Here is a 19,326-nt window from a genome sequence, read left to right as displayed (position 1 = left end):
CCTCCTAGTTGAGCCAGGGCGTGACCAGCACGTCCACGATGCCCGCGTTGGGGTTGTCCGAGCCGTCCGAGCGCCGGGCCACCTGCACCACCTCGGCAGCGGCGGTGCGCAGATTGGTAGGCACCACCAACAAGGTGGGCTTGATGCCCAGCGGCCGGCCGCCATCCGCCCGGAAGCCGGTCATGGCGTCATAGGCCGCGTTGAAGTTGGCGTCGGTGAGCGGCTTTTTCGAGCAGTAGGCCGTCTGCCAGAAGCCGAAGCCGGAGTTGCAGCGGTAGCGGATGCCGAAGCGATATTCGTCGGTCATGAAGACCGCCTCGTCATCGGCGCGGGTCATGCTGGTCAGCTCGGGCTTGGTGCGCTCCTGGAAAAGGACGGGCTTGAGCACGCGGGAGGTATCGAGCAGATACCAGGGGATGTCCGCGCCGTCGGCGATGTTGGCGATGGTGGCGGCCGCGCCGGTGCCGTCCACGTTGGGATAGACCGGGTGGTCGGTGTCGAAGAAGTACTGGCCGTCGAAGCACAGGGTGGACAGCCCCAGGCGGAGCAAGCCGTAGACCAGCTCATCCGGGAAGCTCTTGGCCGCCCGGCCCATTTCACCAAAAAGCGGCTTGTAGATGCCGACTTCGTCGTCCTCAATGTCAGTCCGTTTGACCCCCACCGTGGATTCAAAGAGCTTGTTAGTGATGCTGTAGCCGTGGGCCGCCATGTCTTTCAGCACACGAGGCCCCACCCATTCGACAAGCTGGGGGAACTGGCCCAGCCAGCCGTAGGTGTTGGACTTGGAGGTGGACGGCATGAGGGTGGCCACCTTGTCCCAATGCGAGGGCGTCTCGCCGTAGACGCGCTGGAACTCGGCTTTAAAGCCGGTGAACAGGGCGCTTACCAGCGCCGGGGTGATGATCGCCATTTACTTGGCCTCCTTGGCGGTGGCGTAGAGGTCTTCGGGGATGCCGAGCAGCTTGGCCGCTTCCTTTTCCTCGGCCGACAGCGCAGCCGTGGTGGCCCCGGCCGCCGGCGGCGTGACGGTAGTGGTCTGCATGGTGGTCAAAGCGGCCACGGGCACGGCCTTGTCCAGATAGGCCCGGGCAGTGTCCGGGGCCGTGGCGGCCAGGTCGGTCAGCCAGCCTTCAAGCGTTTTGTGGACGCGCCCGTCGGCCACGGCGGCCTTGATGTCAGCGGCCAAGGCAGCCGTGCCGTTTTGGGTCTGGGCAGCGGCCAGGGACGCCTTGAGGGCGGCGTTTTCCTGGGTGAGCGCGGCCACGGCCTCGGCCGGGGCGAACTTGGCCGGATCGGGCTTGTCCAGCTTGGCGGTCAGGTCTGCCAGGGCGGCGTCCTTGCCGGCCAGGATGGCCAGCAGGTCCACGCTGGTGGCCGCCTCGCCCGCGCTTGTGACCTGGCCCTTGAGCTTGTCCAGTTGCGCGGTGACGTCCTCGGCCGAGGCAGCCACCGGCAGGTTGAGCAGAAAGCGCAGGCGCTTGAGCAATTCGTCCATAAGGGCCTCCGTTTGGGTTTGTTCGGGAGTGGTTGCGGCGCTCTGGCGGGCAGCGGCCACGGCGGCCAGCCCGTCAAGCGCCGGGTTGTTGGTGAGCGCGGCGTTGATCAGTTCCAGGACGGCCCCGGTGGCCAGATCGAAGGTGAAAAGCGGCGAGATATAGCGGTATTCGTCGGCCCGAATGTGGCCGCGCGCGGCATCGGTCCAGGCCACGCGCGCGAAAAGCCCCTGGCCGGGCACGTAGCAAAGCGCCTCGATCCAGCCGGCGGCCACGGCCTTGTGGCCGGCGTCTTTGGCCGTCAGGGTGTGGTGCTCGTAGTCAATGCAAAGGGGCGTTTCCCGGGCGTTGGCCCGGGCGATGAGCGCGGCGGCAATGGCGGCGTCGAGCCGCCAGGCCTTGGCGGAACAGCCCTTGAGGCTGCCCGGCCGGCCGTCGCGGGCGTCGAATTGCCCGTCCGGGAACAGCTGGACGCTTACGCCCTCGGGCAGGGTGCCGCTTTCCGGGGAAGTGGCCAGCGCCACGGCCAGGGCGGCCGTGGCGTGGCGCTTATGGGGGGGAGTCGCGTTGCGCATGTCCGCCACACTAGTGGCGGAAGGGGGAGGCGCGAAAGGTGAAGGGGTTCAGTAGGAAAACAATCTGCTTTAGTAAAATATGTCAGATTATGGATAGACCCCCAAGGATTTCGACTGAAAGACAGAAAAGGAGCAAACCCTCAAAACGCCAGTTTCAATGATTCCTAGACCAACCGAGGGAGGGATTTTTTCTATATCATGCAAAAATAGCCCCTTTGCGATAAAGTTCCCTCCACTCGTTCAAAGAAGAAGCTTGTTAGTCGGCTGACGGTGTTAGTACGGCACGTCATGCCCAAGGCTATCGACGTTTTTTCTTCTTTGCTGTGTGAGCGACTCGCTTAAGATATTTTGCTTTTTCCTCTGCCTTTTCTTTGTCGGCCTTGGCTTTTGCCAGCATTGATTCCAGCTCTTCATTTTGGCGCTCTAGTTTGTGTAGTGTCTCCGTTTTTATGGCCTCAGAGGCGACCCTAGCTAGGTCAGCCTTATACTCTGGGCTTCCTCCTATTGAACTTTTTTGTCTAGATGTCAGGCTCAATGGAATTATTCCACGTCCTCCCTCGACAAATGTTACAGAATTGTAGTATGATTCAAGCTGTATATAACTTCCAATCGATGACGCCCATCTCTTAAGAGTTCCCTTGCAAGCTAAATCCCATGAGATGACTTCTATTCCCCACCCAGCTTTATACATTCGTTCGAGGTCTGCATGAAATCCAACCCCATCGTCATATCCCTGACCATCGCCAGTCAACAAAACTGCAATTTGAGGTTCTTTTTCATCTGTGACAGCTCGAAGCATGTGAGTCTGCAAGCACTGATCAACACCTTGTTCCTTTTTGGATATTGCCCCCCGCTCATATAGCTCAGGTTTTATTGTTGTGCCTTTGGTAAAACTATCCCATAAGTGTTCTTGCTCTGGGGGCACTGAGCCAACTGCAACTCCACTTGCCATTTGCCTTCCTGCCAAAGCAAGTTTATATAAATTCATAAAATGAATACGGACAGAATTTCGTATAGCATAACTCTCAATCCTTTCAGCATAGCGCTGAGCAGAATGGAAAATGTTGGAATTATCCCAAAACAGGTGAATTCGTGGTGTCGACATCCTTCCTCCTATGAATAAAATTCCGCTTATTTGGCATAGTGGCCAAATAAATAGTAGATCAGTTCACAAAAAATAGCAACATTGATAGCGCCACTTGTTAATGAGTTTTGGCCTCTTATTTCGACATAAGGCAAGATTATCTCACTGCGAATCAGCAAAGGAGAGTTGGCTGTGAATGCGTTAACCCCCCGTTAAAATCCCTCCTATCCCCTTCCCCCTAACCTCGCCCCGCCAGCACCCTTTGCAACGATTCTAACGCCACCTCCGCAATTTCCGCCTCATCCGCCGGCCCCATCCCAAAAAAGGGCCGCGCCGGGATGTCGCCCCAGGGGATGGGGCCACCACGACGGGTGGTGCCGTACTGGCCTTTCCTGGCTCCGAACTGGTGGGTGGGGGCTTTGACGTCGGCGGTGCCGACGCGGGCAAAGTCCGGGCCATGCTCGCTATGGATGGAGCCGGCCAGGATGCCGCTGACCTGCATGATGGGCTGGGCGCTGCCGCGCTTGGCGACGGTCGCCGGGGAGAGCGCCGCCCAAGGCGCGCCCGTGGCCGGGTCGGCTTGGCCCGCGAAGGCCCGCTCCGGGATGTCGGCCAGCACGCCGGCCAGGGCGCGGGTCACCGGCGTCATGTCCCGGCCGGTGGCGATGATGTTGGCCAAGAGCGCTTGCGCCTGGTCGATATGGACTTCGATTTCAATCATGGCTATTTTCCTTGTGTGGATGCGACACGGTGACATTCTCCCTGCCGTAGCACGGGCTTTGCGCCCGGAGCGCCATGCGAGGTTTCCGCGAAAGCGGGTGGGAGGCCTCGCCATTCATGGCCCCAAGCGCCCCGTTTACTGCGGGGCGCTTCGCTTTTTAAGCCGCCGCAACTCGCGTTCCCGCTTGGCGTCGTCGCCGCTTAACCGGACAAGGCTTTGCACGAAAAGTTCGTCCCCTTCGGCCGTGGCCTTGACCACGACCAGCACGCCGCCCGGTTGATCCAGCACATAATCCAGCTTCCGGGCGCTTTCCTGCACCCGTTCCCCATGGTCCACGGCCTCTTGGGCCAATCGGTAGTCGTCGGGGTCAAGCTCCGGGTGCCTGACCGCCTGTTTGCCGGCGGTCTGGGGCGAGAGTCGGGCCACCTGGCTATGCGCGCCGATTAACCCCGCATCCTCGGCCGGCAGCACGGCCAACGGGAAATTGCCCACCGGCTTGGCCAGCCATTGCGGCAGCACCGGCCCCTGGGCCATCTCGCGCACGGCGGCCCGAGCCAGGTCTGGAGGCGCGGCGTCGAGCTTGCGCGTCAGTTCATCGAGCGCCCCGCCCAGCCAGCTCGCGCCGGGGTTGGCGGAAAAGCCCACGTCGGTGAAGGCCACGTAGCCGGTCTCCGGCACCTTGTAGCCTGTGACCGGGCGTGTGAGCCGCTGCCCATCGGCGGCTGGCACGGTCGCCTGTTCGGTGACCATGTTGCCGACGCCGGATTCGGGCGTGACCTGTTCGGCCTCCATCCGGGAGTCTGACAACGCCCGCACCCGGCAGCGGCAGTTGAAGCCGTTGGGCGGGTAATGCGAACTCCAAAAAGGATCGTCAAAGCGGAAGGTCTTGCCGCCAAGCACCTTGTGGGACGGCCGGGTCTTGCCGTCCAGCACGGCCACGTACTGCCACCAGGGCCGGGCGGCGGCGTTTTCCAGCATGGTCTTATAGCGCCCAGCCATGAAGGCGGTTTGCAGATTTTGGCGATAGATCAGCCGCAGCCGGGCCGGGCTGCCCAGCTGGACGAGCCGTTCCTCGCCGGTGTGGGGATCGACCATCTTCCCCTTGCCCCACCAGCCCTTGGCCCGCAGCTTCGGCTCCAGGTCTTTACGAAACCAGGCTTCGGTCTTGCCCTCGGCCAGGGCGGTCCGGCAAGCGGCGCGGATGTCGGCCAGCACGTCCAGGCTGGCCGCCTTGGCCACGGTGAAGGCTTGGGCATGGGCGGCCTGCTCCATCTCGTGCCAATTGAAGGTGATGCGGTAGCCCTTGGACTCGAAATAGGCCACGGCCTCTTTCGGCGGCAGGCCCATGGCAAAGGAAAGGGAAACGGGAGCAGGCATGGGCTATTCGGCCTCGGCCTGGGCCGAAAGCCGCCCCCACAGCTCACCCACGAACAGCACCCGGGCGGTCAGCTCCTCCAGGGCCGTGGTATCCATCCGGGGGTACAACTCGGCCAGCTTGCCCAGAAGCGCCTCCGGGGCCACGCCGTTTTCGGCCTCGGCAAAGATCGGGGCCAGCATGTCCCTGGCCAGGGCCGTCAACACGGCCTCGGGCACCTCGGCCGCGTCCACCGCGTCCTGGTCGGGATAGCGCGGATCGTCGCCGCCCTCGGCCGTTAGCGCCGCCGTGGCTTCGGCCTTTGCCTTGCCTGCCTGGCCGGGTTCGTCGCGGTCATTCCCGGATGCCTTACCCTGGCTTTTGCGCACCAGCACCGGCTCGCCATCCTCGGGCAGCGGGATGCCGGCGCGCTCGTGCGCCCAGCGGGTGGGGATGTCCATGACCTCGGCCAAATCCGGCAGCGACTTGGCCAGCTTTTCCAGGTCTTCGGGCCGGGACGGATCGAAGACAAAACGCGGCAGCAGGCCCGGATCGGTCACGCCCTCATTGAGATAGGCCAGCGGGGCCAAGAGCTGCCGGGTCAGGCTGCCGGCAAGCTGGCGGGCATCGCTGGCCAGGATGTCCAGGCGCACCTCGTTGTGGATCTCGCCCAGGGCCTGGCTGCCCACGCCCTTGGTGTCGGTGGTCAGCGTACTGCCCAGGATGGCCTTGGATTGCCCGGTCTCGCACAGGTCGTGCATGGCCATGAACGGCTTTTCGCTGCCACGGGCCGCTTCCTTGAATTCGATCTCCATGCCTTCCGGGATGATGCCGGCGGCGTCGGAACCCAAGGCGCGCAAGGCGGTCAGCAGGGTCTTTTGCTCCTCGTCGCTGGTGTTCGCCGGATACTTCCCCAGGCGCATGGGCAGGCCGTGGATTTCCAGGAATTGTGAGAAGTCCCCCCGGCAATACTGCTTGAGCAGGTAGGTCCAGCACAGCACGCGGAAAAGGCCGGCCCGGGCAAAGATGCCGGACTTGCTGCGGTGCTGGTGGACGATCCAGCCCAGGCCCCACAGTTCTTGCCCTTCGGGCGTATTGTCGCGCAGGCGAAGGGAGCCGTCCCGGGCAAGCATGAACCAGTTTTGCGGCCGAAGGTGCAGGCCGGCCGGCAGATGCCGGGAACCATCATGGCTCCACTCGAATTCCAGGCAGGCGAAGCCATGGCCGATGGCGTCGGCCATATCCAGGATCATATCCTCGAAGTCCGGGATGGCCTCCACCTGTTCGCGCACAGCCCCGGCCACGGCCTCGGCCCCCTTGCCGCCGGCCTTGCCCGGCTCGATGCGCCAGGGGATGGAAAGGAGCGCCCGGCGGCGCTTGGACAGCTCGGCGTGGATATGCTCGTCGCGGTCTTCGATCTCGGCAAAAAGGGTATGCTGGCCCACAATGTCGCCATCGTCGGCCGCGCGCAGCAGGGCTTCCAGCCGCTTGGGCGTCAGCCCGCCGGTCAGGCTGGCAATGTAGTCATTGTGCAGCGCGCCCAGCGAGGCCGTCTGCATCCCGCCCCTGGCCCCGCCCTTGAAGGCGGTAAACGCGGCCTTCAAACGGTCAATCATCGTCGTCATGGTCATGGCGTCCTTTGCGAATCAGGTTGCGGCCGCCGGCCTTGGGCACGCGGGTAAAGGCCATGGCGGCAAAGCCCTTGGTCGCGGCCTGCCACAGCATTTCCAGGGCGTCGGGGCCATCGTCATGGTCGGCCTTGGGGAAGTGCCGCAGCTGTTCAACCAACGTGCTTTGGGAAGGATGCAGGCGGATGCGGCCCTGGGCGAAATAGGGTTGCAGGGCCTCGATGCGAAGCGCCTTGTCGGTGATGGGACTCACGGCCCGGGCCGGGATGGCCAAGCCGCGCAACATGGCCCGGCGGATCAACTCGGTGCGCAGGAATTCCTGGAACTGCACGGCCTCCACCACCCACAGCAGGCAGCGGTAGCGCTCGTGAAAGGTGATGACGTCTTCGATGATGCGGTCCGGGACGCGCTTTCTGATCGACGCCTCGACCACGTCGAGCACGCCGCGCTCCCGGGAATAGCCGCCAATCAGGATGGCCGAGGGGTCGCGCCCGGCCCCGGCCTTGCCCAGGCTCGGGTCCAAGGCCCCGAAGTACAACCAGTCGTCGCGCCGCTCCACCCAAAAGGTGATGCAGCTGGCAAAGGGCGCATCCTCGCCGGACAGCGGGTCGTTTTGCTGTTCGGAGTCGAAGGCGGCGTGGCCGTCCCGGGCGCGCTTGAGCATGAGCTTGTAAAGCGGCCGGGCGCTCGGCCAGGAAACCACCGCGCCTTTTTCCATGGCCTTCCCGGCTTTCTTGTAGAAGACCTGGGCCACTTCCTCCCCCAGGGCCAGCAGGATTTCCTCCCAGCGGTCCCACAAGTCCATGCGGTCGGGCCACTGGATCACGGCCTGGAACTTTCGCGCACGCCATAGCCGATTGCCAAGCAGCCGGGCCAGCACGGAATCGTAGTGCAGCACCGTGCCCACCAGAATCACGTCCATGGTGTCGCCGGCCTCGCCAAGCGAAAGAACCGTCTTTTGCAACCAGCTTTGCAGCTTGTCGCGCTGCTCCGGGCTTTTGACGTTCTCATCGTTTTCCAGGTCGTCGCAGATGACCAGGTCCGGCCGATGCGGTCCGTGGCGCAGGCCGCGCATCCGCTTGCCGCTGCCAAAGGCCTGGATTTTGGCATTGCCGGCGGTGATGGCCACGCCCACGTTCCAGACCCGGCCCAGGCCTGCGCTTTCGGGATAATCCATGGTCAGGCGGGGATTGGCCTCAAGTTCGGCCTTGACCGCTTCCAGCAAGGCGGCGGCCTGCTCAAAGGCATCGGCAATGAGGATCACGTAGCGTTTGCGGCCGGTCAGCAAGCACCACAAGACGAAGATCATGGCCACGATGGTGGACTTGGCTTCGCCGCGCGGCGCGGCACAGGCCAGCCGCTGGCCGTCCGGGTGGTCCACCAGCGCCGGCAGGGTCGTATCCAGCCAGGTGTGGAGCACACTGTCGCCGTACCGGCTGTAATGGGGGAAATAGGTGTGGCGGAAAAAGGCGAAGTCGGCCTGCACGCGCTCGCGGCGCTCCCGGGAGGCGGCCGGGTCCGAGGCAAAGCCGCCGCATTCGGCTTCGATGGTGCGGCGCAGGCCTTCGGCCAGCTTGGCCAGTTCGGCGAGAAAAGTTTTTGGTTTGAGCTTGCCCATTCTAAAATTATGCCCATTTTTAGAGGATGATAAAAAAACAATAAGCAAGAACTTTATCTCAAAAGTCGAATACCAGGAAAATTTTGAAGTATTATATATCCATTTCCCATTTCCAACTCCTTCAGGAAATAATTATGTGCGTGTAAAAGGAGTGTCTTTTGATGTTTTTGAAAAGTTCTTGTCCAAAATAGAGAAGGACAGAGCAGATAAAACTTGTAAATTAATTCTGGCTGAACTCCTTGAAGAAGTATGCGCTAGCAATGAAAAATGCCTTAATCTTGAACTCGAAAAAGAGATATTTAACTGGTTGTAGTTATCCATAGTATGATGCCACGACCGCGCCAAACGGCTCCAACACTTCCAGAAAGGCCGAGCCGTGCTGGGGGTAGTGGTCGCGGATGAACACGCCGAACTTGTCCAGCACCGAAAGCGCCGTAGCCAGTTCGGAGGTTTCCGGCAGCACGCGCTTGGACGCCGCCACGGTCTTGTTGAAACTGTCGGCCAGACTGGCCAGCATCCCCACCTTGACCGCCGCCGCCAAATCGTTGGCCGCTATCTGCTCCATGAGGCTTTTGTGCTGCACCACATAGTCAGCCAGCATCTGCCGGGCCACCGCTTCCACGCCGTCACCGGCCAGTAAGCAGGCGGCCCGCAGCTTGTCCCAATCGTCGCCGGTCTCACGCGCCTTGCGCTTCCAGCGGGTGGCCGTGGCCGCAGGCACGCCGACCTTGGCCGCCGCTGCCTCCAGGGGCAGGCGTTCGTGGACATACGCCGCCCGCAGGGCTTCCATCTTGTGCTTGCCGTGGGCCATGGCCTACCAGCCCATCTTGGCCCGGATATAGCCGATGGCGATGGCCGCCACGCCACCGGCCAGGGAGCCGGAACAGGCCCCGGCCACCATGGCCCGCCGTTCCACGGTGTCGAGACGATCCACCACCGTGTCCATCTTGCCGTCGATGCGGCGAAGGAGCGCCACTTCCGTGGTTTCTCCCGCTTCGTTTCCGCTCATGATTTGCCCCCTCCAATGAGACGATCCAGTTTGTCTTCGATGGCCTTGAGGCGGTCCAACATTTCGGTCCGCATCAGCAAATAGTCGTCGCGGCGCACGCAGCCTTCCGCCACCTTTTCCCGCAGGGACGCCACCTCGGCGTCAACGCGCTTTTGCGCCTCCTTGAGACTATTGACCCACAAGCCACCGAAAAAGGCGACCAAGCCCAGGAGCACGTTGACGCCCAGCGATACCCAGGTGGCGGCGTCCATCAGCGGCCCCCGTTGTCCGTAACCAGGTCGATCAAGGCGTCCAGTTGCGCCTCCATGTCCTGGCTGCGTGCGCCAAAGTCGCGGATATGGGCCAGGATATCGGCCGGGGTCACGGCGCGGACAGGTCGTAATCCGGGACCAACGGCCGGGGCGGCGTCGGGCGCTCCAGCAACTGCGGCGGCAGCACCGGCTTCGGGCATGGCACCACCACCGGCACGACCGGCGGCACCGATGGCTTCATTGTACAACCGCACAAAATCAGGGCCGAAATTGCAAGTAAGGCCAGCTGTCGCACGTGGTATCCTCCTGGTGATGTCCTTGATTTTGGCCGTGCTTTCCCGCTTAGCCCGGTCCAGCTTGCCGGCCAGGGCGTTGACCCGGTTGGTTGCCGCCTCCAGTTCTTCGCGCGCCTTGCGTTCCGCCTCGGCCCAGGCCTTGGCCTGTTCGGTCTTCCAGGTCTCGGCCTGGGCGGAAAGCTCGGCCACCTCGGCCCGACGGGCGGCGTCGGCCTTCTCAAAGCCGGTCCGGTAGCCGGTCCCGAAGGCCAGGGCGCAAGCAACAAGCGCCGCCAGGGCGGCCCATACCCACTTATTGAGCCAAAGCGGCATGGCACACCCCCTGGCCCCAGCCGGCCCGGATGTAGAGCGGTTCGAGCGTCCCCAGGATGCGCCGGGGATAGCCCCGGTTTTCCCGGAAGGCGGCGGCGTAGCGGCCGGCGTTAAACCGCTCGACCTGGCCGAACCAGGTTAACGGGTCCGCGCCCTGGCGTTTGGCCAGTGCTTTGTCGCGCTGCACCCAGCCCAGGCCGCCGTTATAGCCGGCCAGCGTCATGGCCATGCGCTGGCAATCGTCCCGGGCAGCCACCCGGTCCCACAGCCACTTGTCATATTCGGCCAGGGCACGAAGCGCCCAGCCAGGGTTAAACGGGGTGTTGCCGGCCAGTTCGGGCACGATGTCGCCGATCCACTTGGACGTCGCGGGCATGAACTGGGCCAGACCACGCGCGCCCACCAGGGAGACGGCGGTTTCGCGCCAACGGCTTTCCTGGTGGACCTGGGCCGCCAGGGTAGCGACCGGCGCGGAAAGGCCAAAGGCATAGCGGGAGCATCGGGTCAGCTCGGCCCGGTGGCGCAGGGCCTCGGGCGGGATGGACTCGGCCCGGGCCAGGGAAAGCATGGCAAGAAGCACAAGCAGCGCCACCAGGGTAAACCCGACGCCGTGCCAGAATCCTTCAAAGAAGTGCCGACAAATGAAGCCGGTTGCCTGCTCCGCTAGTTTCAGCCAGGTATCAGGAATGGGCCGCAACATGGCAGCCAGGACGCGGCCCATGGCTACAGCCCCAGGCAAACGGCCAACATGCAGCCGGTGACGATCAAGGCGCGGCGCAGCAGCGCGCTGGCGAAGATGAGCTGATAGCCCGGCACCACGGCATGGTCCGCCTCGTCGTCGGGGTAGAGGCCGTCATGGGCGCGCCATTCCCGGGCCAGGTAGCCGTCCGGACGAGCATAAGGGAACAGCCAGCGGTCGATCCAGTAGCCGGCATAGCAGGCCAGCAAAACCTGGGCGAGCTTGTAGAGCAGCACGGGCAATTGCACCGGGGAAATGAGGGCCAACGCCGTCACCAGCACGGCCGCCGCCACAGAGCAGGCAACCAGACGCGGGGCATGAATCTGGAATTTGTTGAGCATGAACGCCTCCTTGCATTGCAGTTTGGAGGCGGAAATGGAGCCGCCCCCGTCACGCCGCCTATACTAGGCGGTGCGACGGGGGCGGTGATAGATGAAGGAGTTCAGCGAGCTACTTTACATCCATCCAGATGACTTCAGCCAATTTGCTTCGGCCGTTGTAGACGCCTTCTTCATGAGCATCAATTTCCTGCAACGTCTTTAGTCCCTTACGTCTGGCATTCATGTAGGTCATGCCAAGTTCTATCAATTCCGGTCCAGTCTCGCGGACCGTAGCCGGCACGTTCAAAGTGTCCACCTTGTCGCGGTAGGCCATGGCGTCCTGCATCCACTTGTTCCCGGCTGGAAATCCCGGACCGAATCCTGCTTGAGCGAATTGCGGTTGTTTCTTGAGAGCCAGCAGACGATCATACAAAGCACGAAGATCTTTTTGCACCCCGGGAATATCCGGGTATTGGGCCACAGTAGGCGCTTGAATGGGGACAATCTCAAGCTCATCCGCATGAGCTGGAAAAACCAGAAAAAGGACAAACCCAAACGCCAACAAAAGCCGCTTCATGCTTTCCCTCCGTTAAATCAACCGCAATTGGTCATCTGGCTTGACGGGTGCCGTCTTGAGAATCAGCCACACCCGCCTATCGGAAAGTTTGTATCGTCGGGCCAAATGAAAAACAACCTCGGCCGACGACCGGCCTTTGTTCGTCTCGGCCACGAAATAGTCATTGATCTCCGCATCCCTGACCGCCTGCAAGGCCGCCGCGCACCTCGGCACGTACAACTCGCCGCCGCCGAAATGCTTGACCAGCGCGTCCGCCGCGTCCAGGCCCACCACGTCGGCCAGCATGTTAAACCGCAGTTCGCCGAGTCTGGTTTGCCGCTTGGGCACGGGAAAGGTGGTGCCGCCCAGGGTGCGCACCAGCTTCATGGCTGTATCCAGGCCGATCAGCTCCACCAGTTCCGCCACCGAAGCAGGAAGGTTCTGATTGCCGCTCATGCCGGCCTCCCGTGGCGGTTGGCGTCGCGCATAAGCACCACCATGATGGCACGCACTTGCTCGGGCTTGAGCCATTCGAGTTTTTCAGCGCCGTACATGCGCTTGGCGATGCCCCCGGCATAGCTCCACGACCGCTTGGCCTCGGCCAGCAAGGCCTCGATTTTGTCGATGTAACCGGCCGCCCCGGCGATGACGGGCTTGCGGTGCGACGGCTTCTTGGCCGGCGGTCCCTGCCAGCCCAATTTGCGTAGGTAGGCGACCACTTCCACCAACTGGGGCACGGTGAGGGCGGCGGCGCTGTCCTGGTCGGCCAACCGCTCCAGGATTGCCCGATAGGTGTCGTCATCCAATCCGAGGTCTTTCTTGGCAATATGGATTTTGGCCAACAGGCTTTTCCGGGATTCGGGACGCATAATGGTTCTCTTTGGCTGCTCATCAGGCCGGACGCGCCACCGTCCGACGACCGCCCAGGCTGGGCGGTTTCGCATTAGGCCCGGTCGGCCATGACCTTTCGGGCCTTGGTGACGTATTTGGCCGAAATGGCCCCGGCCGAAGCCGCCCGGTTGATGAGGCCGGACAGCGCCTCGGCCCTCTTCTTCCAGGCCAGGGCCTGGGCTTCGGCACTGCGCAGCACCCGCATGGGCACCGGCCGGTCCGCCGGCGCGGCGCAAGGCGTCACGCTCCGGCTGGCGCAGTTGCCGCATAAGGTTTCGCCGCCGCTGACAAGCGCCAAACCCATGTGGCCGCATTCCGTGCATCTGCAACACTGTTTGCCGTCCATGATGCCTCCTTACAGCGCCGCGATGTCCAACGGGATGGGCGCATAGCTGTCATCTGCCTGGCGCTCGTAGACCCGCAGGAGCTTTTTCGAGCCAATGACCTGCAAGCTGTCCGCGATGGCTTCCATGGCCTCGCGCCAGCGGCCGTCCTGGATGTCCAGCTTGCGAAGCCCCAGGATCGCGCCGGTGTTGACGCGGCCTTCCTTGTCCACGGCAAAGGCCTGGTTGATAATGGCCTTGATTTCGTCGGTGCTGCCCTGTGTCCACTCGGTCAGGCATTCGTCAATGAGCGTCTTGGCGACCTGCAACCGCTCGTCAAAGGACAGGTGGTCACTGATCTGCACCTGGACCTTGTGGCGGCCGTCGAAGCTCAAAAGCGAGATGTTGCCCTTGATGCCGCCGCGTTTGGCCCCGTATTTTTCGGCCGAAAGATCGGCAAAGGCCTGAATGTCGCCCAGGGTGTTGGCGCGAAAATTCCGCAGCACCGCTTGGGCCTCCTTGGCGGCGGCCACCACGCCGCGCACCAGCTCGTCGCGCAGCTTGTCCACCGGCTTGACCTTGGTTTCAGGGATGAGGTGCCCCTTGGCGTCTTCCAGGTAGCCTTCAGGGATGGTCGTTGCTGTCGTCGTCATGCCGTGTGCTCCTTCCCGGCCGCATCGGACCGGTGTTTCGTGGTGGTGTTTGCGCCCGGGCGATGCGGGCAGATCTGGCAGGCCCGCCACAGGCGCAGGGCTGCCGGGCTGGAAGTTGGCATTGCGCCGGCCTTGTCGGCGCATTCGGCTGCCGTCACATCGTGCCCCAGCTGCGGGCAGGCCACGCCGCCAAGCACTGCCAACACCTTGGCCGCCAGCTTGTCCGTGCCGCCCGGGTACTTGCCGGCCAGGGCCAGGCTCACGGCCGTGCGCGAATAGCCCAGCCGGCGGGCCGTGGCGGCAATGGACGTCCGAGCCGCCTCGGCCACTAGCAGGGCCTGCCAATCAGCGACCATGGCCGGCCTCCGGGGCGGTGCGGCCAAGCTTGAAGACCTGCCCGGTGTTGCAGTCCGTCAGGCGTCGGGTTTGGGTGTTGAAGGCTGGTGCTTCGGGTCCGGTGGCCCAGTCGCGGCGCAACCGCCAGCGCGTGGCCCCGCCTTCGCCGCGCCGGGGCAGCCGCATAAGATAACCGGCCGCTTCCAAAGCGGCGAGGTAGCGCGAGAGGTTGCGCTCCGGTTCCTTTTCGCTGCCGTCGCACAGCATGGTGAGCAGGTCGTCCAGGCTGAAGCCGTCACGCATGCCCATGGCGCGCCAAGCACGTTGCCGCAGGCTCAGGCCGCGTCGGCTGGCGGCGTTGCCGCTACAAGGGCCGGAGGTGATGGTGCGTCCATCGGCCAGGAATTGCCGCCCCTTGTCCGTGATCTGGTGCACGCCTTCCGCCGAGGCCACGAACCCGTTTTGGCGAAGGTGGCCAAGGCAACGGCGCATGGATTCGCGGTCTTTGCCAAAGCTGCTCATAAGTTGCCGCGTCAGCTTCGGCCCCTCCGCCAAGGCGTTAAGTATTCTTGTCGTTGTCCAGGCCATCTAACGCCCCCCGGCGGCGCACGCAGCGCGGCTTGCTCCGGGGGCAACCGGGCGGACTGTCTTGGGCGTGCGGCTTTGCCAGTCAAAGGACAGGGGCGCGCCTTCCAGGTCGGCCACGTCCACCGTGCCCAGGGCGTTGAGCCTGGCAATGCGCTCGATGGCCGCAATTACGTTTAGGGCCTCGCGCATACGACCGCCGGAAATGCGATGCACTTCGCCCATAAGCGCCGGGGCCATACGAACCTCGGCCAGCTGTTCGCAGGCGTGGGCCACGTCGGCCAGGGTGGCGGGCTTAAACTCCACCACCTGGGCGATGCGGCCGTGAATCTGCTTGTATTTGGCTATCTGCTGCTGGATGCGGTCCATGCCGATCAAGACCACAGTCACCTCGGCCCGGTCGGACAGGTCCCGGATTTTCTCCAGGGCCACGGCCTTGTTGTGCAAGGTGAATTCCGCCTCGTCGATGACGATGGGCAGTTGCGCTTCCACCACACGCTCCAGCAAACGGCCGAAAAGCTGTTGGGCCGTGCCCGAAGGGTCCACCTTGAGGGCCTTGGCCAACTCCACCAGAAAATACTTGGGCGTCCAATCCACATTGGCGCGCAGGAACACCGCCCCGGATTCGGCCGCCCAATGCCCAACAATATGGGACTTGCCGAGTCCCGGCGCGCCATGCACCAGCATCATGCCGGCCTCAGCCGCGCCGCGCTGTTCCACAGCGGCAATGCCGGCCGTGAAACGCGAATAGTTTTCAGTTTTAACGAATTGCTTGCGCATACTGCTCCCTGTCGGTCTATTCGGTTTGCGCCCGGGCCAGGACGTTGCCGTCCCAGGCGATGCCTTCGTAGCGGTAGTAATCGTGCAGGTCCGCGTAGCCTGGGGATCGGACGTACGCATCCATCCAGCCGTGATCGCCTTCGGTCCAGCGGTCGCGGTTGCGCATGAGCCAGGCATAGCGGTCCTGCTCGGCCAAAAAGAGCGGGCGTTTGGCGGGAACCAGCGAAGCGGCGTCCACAGGCAAAGCCTCGGGCAGGTCCGGCGTGACGCCGTCCGCCATGAGCGTGAGGACGGGTGAAACTTCGGGAAGCTGGACCGTGGCCCCTGGGGCGATGCGGTCGATCTTGCCGGCCAGGCGCGAAAGCTGCCCCTTGGCCCGCTTCTCCCGGGCGGCCTCAACCTGGCTTTTGGGGAAATAGTCGATGGTGTTGGCGTCAAGGCGCGCCGTGCAAATCATCTCGCCCCGGGTGGTCCAGCAATAGACCGTGGAGGCGTCCCAGATGTCGTAGCGAACGTCCACGAAGTCGCCGTGGAAATCGGCCAGGGCATCGGCAAAATAGGTGTTGTTAAAAAGCCGCACCTCGCCGTTTCGCACCTTGCGCGGGATGCCGGGCATGAAGAGTTCGTCGCGGATGGCCTCGGGCACGCTAAACGGCTCGAACCCGCGCGCCACAAACCCTTTCCATGCCTCGTTGGGAGAAAGATGCCGCCGCCGGCCGGTGCTCTGGTCTTCGATCCTGGCCAGCCCCCGGTGCGGGGCGGCGTTGTATTCCTCGACCCGGGCCAAAAGCGCGGCCTTGAACGTCTCCCAGGTGGGCAACAGCTTGGATTTGCCATGCTTTTTCACATCCGCCCGGGTGATCTTGAACACCTTCTTGGCCGCGTCGCCGTCCATGTCGGCATGGGAGCAAGACGGCAGACGCCTGGACAGCGGGTCACAAAGGGTTTGCACCGCGCGTTCCATGAGGCCTTTGCCTTGCGGCCGGCCGGGAATGGATTTGACCGCGTCGATGCCCAGGCGGTCCAACATGCCGGAACCCGGGGTGAGCATGATGTTGTTGACGTACCCCGGGCCGTTGTCGGTGTAGAACAGGGCCGGGATGCCGCCGAACAGGCAGGCCATGCGCAAGGCGTCGAGCACGGTGCCGGCGCTTTCAGCCTCGCCAATGGACAGGCCCACGCATCGTCGGGTGGCCACGTCGATGACAAAGGTGACTTCCGGCTTGAAGGGCTGGCCGTGGACCGGATGCTGGATTTCGGCGTCAAAGGTGGTGCCGTCAGCGGTATAGACGTCGGTGGGCCACAGTTCGTCCGTGCTGCGCCGCTTGTGGGGGCGGCGCTTGAGAAGCGCGTTGCCGGTGTCGCGGCCGGCTTCCCGGTCGGTGTCGGCCATCTTGGCCAGAAACCGGCGCACGGCGAAAATGGAGGGCGGCACACCCTCATAGGCATCCACCAGCTGGTTGTAGGCGTCGGCAATGGTAGGCTTTTGCGGCTGTTGCCAGATGGCCAGGAAGGCCGGAGCCCAGGCCGGCACGGTCATGTCCTTGGCCTTGTGCCTGGGGGCGAGGGCCGCCTCGCCACCCTCGGCGAAAAGTGAGCACCAGCCGTACAAACGACGGCGTGACAAGCCGCGCCCGTCCGCCATGCGGTCATTGGCCACGGCCACCAGCCCGGCCAGACGCGGCGGCAGCGAACCGTCCCGGGCCGCATCCACCAGTTGGCGGATGGCCTTTTCCTTGCGCACGACCACAGCCAGCCGGTCGATTTCCCGAACAAAAGCCAGCCGAGCCAAGGCGGTTTCGCGCTGATGCTTGGTCAGCGACGCCAGGGGGGAGACTGTCTTGGTCGGGACGGCAGGCACGGCAGGGGCAGGCACTCCCGCCAGCATGGCCGAAGCAATGGCTTGGCGCACGTCAGCAGGCAAGGAAGCCAGGGGATAAAGGCGACGCTTGCCGCCACGGCCGCGTCCCTTATGGTCCTCAAAGGCCCAGGACTCCTTCGGTGCCCTGGCCTGAACGGCGCGCTCGGATATGCCGAGTGCTCGCGCGATGTCTTTTGCCGTAACTGTGTCTTGCATTTTCTTGTCCGCTTGGTCGCTGCCCGCGCTCAGTTAGGCGGCTTGGCTATCTGTGTTGAGCATGTCTTCCGGCAGAGCCAACAGCCGCCCCGGGCACCCCACATCGAGCAGAGCTCGAAGCGCTTTCCGGTTATTGCGCTGGCCGTGAATGGTCTCTGAGACGATGGACCGTGTTATTCCGGCCCGTCTGGCTACATCGGAAACAGAAATGCCCCTCTCCACCATCCAGGCGCGTAGTTTCCTTCCTTCACGCTTCATAGTTCCGTCTCGATTTTGCGTTTGCGCGCCCGTAGACGCTTGATTTCATGTTCCATTCGCGCCCATTCTAAGAGCTTGGCATCTTCACCGTCGATGATCCTCCAGCCCATTCCGTGGGAACGAGCCAGCACATCCAAAGGTTCCGATGATCCGAACACGTGGCAGAACAAATTCAGTGCCCGCGTGGAGGGCACGTTCTTGGCTTCATTGGGGTTGAGCCACTTTTCCAAGGTTGCAAGGGTCAATGACTCGGCGTTTCCGCCGCAAAGCCGCACTCCATAGCGTCGCGCTGCCTCGTTGAGCCTGTCCACGGCCTCGGCTCTAGAGAGTCCAGAACTTTCGACGATCCGGTTCATGGATGCCGCTATGTCCGCGTCCATGTTGAGACTGGGTAGGTCCAGCAGGCTTAGGCGGCGGGCGCTTTGCATCGAACTCGTAATCCTTGATCCGAAATTTACCGGGCATCGGACATTGTGTAACCGTGCCACCCCTGGTAGCTACGTTTGAGACGGGACAACCGTCGCCCCTGTGAGCCAATTGTTAATGTCAAAAGCTTAAATATGCAAGGCTAAAGCTTGCTTCGTAGAAGATTTTGGCTTCGACAAGGGCTAGAAACTTGTAACATATTGCACTTATTTAATCTTATGACACCAAAACATAAAAGCCACATTTCCCAGAACGGTTCGCAGAAACCGCCTATTTCTACGAAATCCTTTGAGGCAAAACTTGAAAGGGTCATGGAGGCGTGCGGGGCGTCGAACGATTCTGAATTAGCCAGAATATTAAATATTACACCACCGTCCGTTGGCACAGCCAAGAAAAGACGAAAGATACCAAGTGGATGGATAGAAAAAATATCTGAAACTTTTAGCGTTTCCGCAGACTGGCTTTTCTTCGGCACTGGCCCCATGCGTGCCGGCAATGCCCAAATTCCGCCCGCAGAGGCGCAAATTACGGGCCTTGCCACAGAGGATGACCTGCAATGGATGTCCCCTGAAGCCGCGCCGAGCATGGGTTATTCGTTGGTTCCAAAGGTGTCCGCACGCTTGGCAGCAGGGACAGGGAGCTTGGAGACGGAAGGGAATGTGGAGGGCTATTATGCGTTCAAGCTCGATTTTCTAAAAAGAAAAGGATTCCCTAAGAAAATGGTCTTGATGGACGTAGCAGGCGACAGCATGGAGCCTGTTTTGATGGATCGTGATACCGTATTGATAGATGAGAGCCAGAACTCAATAATATCAGGCGGACTCTTTGCGGTAGGAGTAGATCAAGAAGTGTTCGTTAAATACCTGGATAAGATTCCTGGAAAACTGGTCTTGCGAAGTAGAAATGAGCGTTACGCGCCCATTGAAGTCGATATGAACGGCCATCTTGCAGAGTCAGTTCGTGTTATCGGTCGCGTAGTCTGGAGCTGCCGCGAATACATACGGTGAGCTTTTTCGATCAATCTCCGATCAATAGCGTGTC

The 19,326-nt window shown here is 62.4% G+C and carries 26 protein-coding genes and 1 other RNA gene; 2 read left to right on the top strand and 25 right to left on the bottom strand.

Annotation, left to right across the window (positions count from 1 at the left end; translation table 11 throughout):
* Nucleotides 1-4: 4 nt before the first annotated feature.
* The 7 genes from DVDV_RS03135 to terL form a co-directional block, all read right to left on the bottom strand.
* On the bottom strand, nucleotides 5-910 hold the full coding sequence (locus tag DVDV_RS03135; RefSeq protein WP_075353264.1) for a Mu-like prophage major head subunit gpT family protein: 906 nt from the start codon (nucleotides 908-910) through the stop codon (nucleotides 5-7).
* Complete coding sequence (locus tag DVDV_RS03130; protein WP_075353263.1) at nucleotides 911-2,068, bottom strand: phage protease; 1,158 nt, start codon at nucleotides 2,066-2,068, stop codon at nucleotides 911-913. It abuts the gene before it with no gap.
* 298 nt (nucleotides 2,069-2,366) lie between these two features.
* Complete coding sequence (locus DVDV_RS22035; RefSeq protein ID WP_139311498.1) at nucleotides 2,367-3,173, bottom strand: NYN domain-containing protein; 807 nt, start codon at nucleotides 3,171-3,173, stop codon at nucleotides 2,367-2,369.
* Between the two features lie 217 nt (nucleotides 3,174-3,390).
* Nucleotides 3,391-3,873 (bottom strand): phage virion morphogenesis protein, encoded by a 483-nt coding sequence (locus tag DVDV_RS03125; RefSeq protein WP_075353262.1) that lies wholly within the window; start codon nucleotides 3,871-3,873, stop codon nucleotides 3,391-3,393.
* Between the two features lie 135 nt (nucleotides 3,874-4,008).
* Nucleotides 4,009-5,250 carry a phage minor head protein gene (locus DVDV_RS03120; RefSeq protein WP_075353261.1) on the bottom strand — a complete coding sequence of 414 codons (1,242 nt, stop codon included), beginning with the start codon at nucleotides 5,248-5,250 and terminating at the stop codon, nucleotides 4,009-4,011.
* Nucleotides 5,251-5,253: 3 nt separating this feature from the next.
* Nucleotides 5,254-6,852: a DUF935 domain-containing protein gene (locus DVDV_RS03115; RefSeq protein ID WP_075353278.1), complete on the bottom strand. Its 1,599-nt coding sequence runs from the start codon at nucleotides 6,850-6,852 to the stop codon at nucleotides 5,254-5,256.
* A complete protein-coding gene (gene terL, locus DVDV_RS03110; protein ID WP_075353260.1) occupies nucleotides 6,836-8,473 on the bottom strand; it encodes a phage terminase large subunit in 1,638 nt (545 codons plus the stop codon). The genes DVDV_RS03115 and terL overlap by 17 nt, the downstream gene beginning before the upstream one ends.
* On the opposite strand from terL, the gene DVDV_RS22030 reads away from it, so the two are divergent.
* Nucleotides 8,466-8,786 (top strand): hypothetical protein, encoded by a 321-nt coding sequence (locus DVDV_RS22030; RefSeq protein WP_139311497.1) that lies wholly within the window; start codon nucleotides 8,466-8,468, stop codon nucleotides 8,784-8,786. The two genes, terL and DVDV_RS22030, sit on opposite strands and share 8 nt — an antisense overlap.
* Here the strand turns inward: DVDV_RS22030 and DVDV_RS03105 are convergent, their stop codons facing one another.
* The 18 genes from DVDV_RS03105 to DVDV_RS03020 form a co-directional block, all read right to left on the bottom strand.
* Entirely contained in the window at nucleotides 8,787-9,284 is a 498-nt protein-coding gene (locus DVDV_RS03105; RefSeq protein WP_075353259.1) for a DUF1804 family protein, read from the bottom strand.
* Between the two features lie 3 nt (nucleotides 9,285-9,287).
* A complete protein-coding gene (locus DVDV_RS03100; RefSeq protein WP_075353258.1) occupies nucleotides 9,288-9,482 on the bottom strand; it encodes a hypothetical protein in 195 nt (64 codons plus the stop codon).
* The gene (locus DVDV_RS03095) at nucleotides 9,479-9,733 is read right to left on the bottom strand and encodes a hypothetical protein (protein ID WP_075353257.1); all 255 of its coding nucleotides are present in this window, start codon (nucleotides 9,731-9,733) and stop codon (nucleotides 9,479-9,481) included. Before DVDV_RS03095 ends, DVDV_RS03100 begins: the two co-directional genes overlap by 4 nt.
* A complete protein-coding gene (locus DVDV_RS03090) occupies nucleotides 9,733-10,341 on the bottom strand; it encodes a cell division protein ZapB (RefSeq protein WP_075353256.1) in 609 nt (202 codons plus the stop codon). The genes DVDV_RS03095 and DVDV_RS03090 overlap by 1 nt, the downstream gene beginning before the upstream one ends.
* Complete coding sequence (locus DVDV_RS03085; RefSeq protein WP_083634584.1) at nucleotides 10,322-11,062, bottom strand: transglycosylase SLT domain-containing protein; 741 nt, start codon at nucleotides 11,060-11,062, stop codon at nucleotides 10,322-10,324. Before DVDV_RS03085 ends, DVDV_RS03090 begins: the two co-directional genes overlap by 20 nt.
* Before the next feature lie 2 nt (nucleotides 11,063-11,064).
* A complete protein-coding gene (locus DVDV_RS03080; protein WP_075353255.1) occupies nucleotides 11,065-11,421 on the bottom strand; it encodes a putative holin in 357 nt (118 codons plus the stop codon).
* Between the two features lie 109 nt (nucleotides 11,422-11,530).
* Entirely contained in the window at nucleotides 11,531-11,977 is a 447-nt protein-coding gene (locus DVDV_RS03075; protein ID WP_075353254.1) for a hypothetical protein, read from the bottom strand.
* Nucleotides 11,978-11,989: 12 nt separating this feature from the next.
* The gene (locus DVDV_RS03070) at nucleotides 11,990-12,412 is read right to left on the bottom strand and encodes a Mor transcription activator family protein (RefSeq protein WP_075353253.1); all 423 of its coding nucleotides are present in this window, start codon (nucleotides 12,410-12,412) and stop codon (nucleotides 11,990-11,992) included.
* The gene (locus DVDV_RS03065; RefSeq protein ID WP_075353252.1) at nucleotides 12,409-12,825 is read right to left on the bottom strand and encodes a gp16 family protein; all 417 of its coding nucleotides are present in this window, start codon (nucleotides 12,823-12,825) and stop codon (nucleotides 12,409-12,411) included. The genes DVDV_RS03070 and DVDV_RS03065 overlap by 4 nt, the downstream gene beginning before the upstream one ends.
* A gap of 9 nt (nucleotides 12,826-12,834) precedes the next feature.
* An RNA gene (locus tag DVDV_RS03060) (hammerhead ribozyme type II) lies at nucleotides 12,835-12,900 on the bottom strand.
* Nucleotides 12,900-13,151: a hypothetical protein gene (locus DVDV_RS03055; protein WP_139311495.1), complete on the bottom strand. Its 252-nt coding sequence runs from the start codon at nucleotides 13,149-13,151 to the stop codon at nucleotides 12,900-12,902. Before DVDV_RS03055 ends, DVDV_RS03060 begins: the two co-directional genes overlap by 1 nt.
* 51 nt (nucleotides 13,152-13,202) lie before the next feature.
* Nucleotides 13,203-13,823, bottom strand: coding sequence for a DUF3164 family protein (locus tag DVDV_RS03050; protein ID WP_075353250.1), 621 nt, complete (start codon nucleotides 13,821-13,823; stop codon nucleotides 13,203-13,205).
* Nucleotides 13,820-14,179 carry a LacI family transcriptional regulator gene (locus DVDV_RS03045; RefSeq protein ID WP_075353249.1) on the bottom strand — a complete coding sequence of 120 codons (360 nt, stop codon included), beginning with the start codon at nucleotides 14,177-14,179 and terminating at the stop codon, nucleotides 13,820-13,822. Before DVDV_RS03045 ends, DVDV_RS03050 begins: the two co-directional genes overlap by 4 nt.
* Nucleotides 14,169-14,681, bottom strand: a complete 513-nt coding sequence (locus DVDV_RS03040; protein ID WP_254845209.1) for a winged helix-turn-helix domain-containing protein — start codon at nucleotides 14,679-14,681, stop codon at nucleotides 14,169-14,171. Before DVDV_RS03040 ends, DVDV_RS03045 begins: the two co-directional genes overlap by 11 nt.
* A 66-nt stretch (nucleotides 14,682-14,747) precedes the next feature.
* Nucleotides 14,748-15,524, bottom strand: a complete 777-nt coding sequence (locus tag DVDV_RS03035; RefSeq protein WP_075353247.1) for an AAA family ATPase — start codon at nucleotides 15,522-15,524, stop codon at nucleotides 14,748-14,750.
* 16 nt (nucleotides 15,525-15,540) lie between these two features.
* Entirely contained in the window at nucleotides 15,541-17,601 is a 2,061-nt protein-coding gene (locus DVDV_RS03030) for a Mu transposase C-terminal domain-containing protein (RefSeq protein ID WP_075353246.1), read from the bottom strand.
* 33 nt (nucleotides 17,602-17,634) lie between these two features.
* A complete protein-coding gene (locus DVDV_RS03025) occupies nucleotides 17,635-17,859 on the bottom strand; it encodes a helix-turn-helix transcriptional regulator (RefSeq protein WP_075353245.1) in 225 nt (74 codons plus the stop codon).
* On the bottom strand, nucleotides 17,856-18,287 hold the full coding sequence (locus DVDV_RS03020) for a hypothetical protein (RefSeq protein ID WP_075353244.1): 432 nt from the start codon (nucleotides 18,285-18,287) through the stop codon (nucleotides 17,856-17,858). The genes DVDV_RS03025 and DVDV_RS03020 overlap by 4 nt, the downstream gene beginning before the upstream one ends.
* A 147-nt stretch (nucleotides 18,288-18,434) precedes the next feature.
* On the opposite strand from DVDV_RS03020, the gene DVDV_RS03015 reads away from it, so the two are divergent.
* Nucleotides 18,435-19,292, top strand: coding sequence for a S24 family peptidase (locus tag DVDV_RS03015; protein WP_254845208.1), 858 nt, complete (start codon nucleotides 18,435-18,437; stop codon nucleotides 19,290-19,292).
* Nucleotides 19,293-19,326: the final 34 nt, after the last annotated feature.

It is taken from the genome of Desulfovibrio sp. DV (assembly GCF_001936595.1).
In the GTDB taxonomy this organism is placed as follows: domain Bacteria; phylum Desulfobacterota; class Desulfovibrionia; order Desulfovibrionales; family Desulfovibrionaceae; genus Solidesulfovibrio.
The sequence above is the reverse complement of the archived record's forward strand: the minus strand, read 5'-3'. Positions and strand labels throughout refer to the sequence as shown.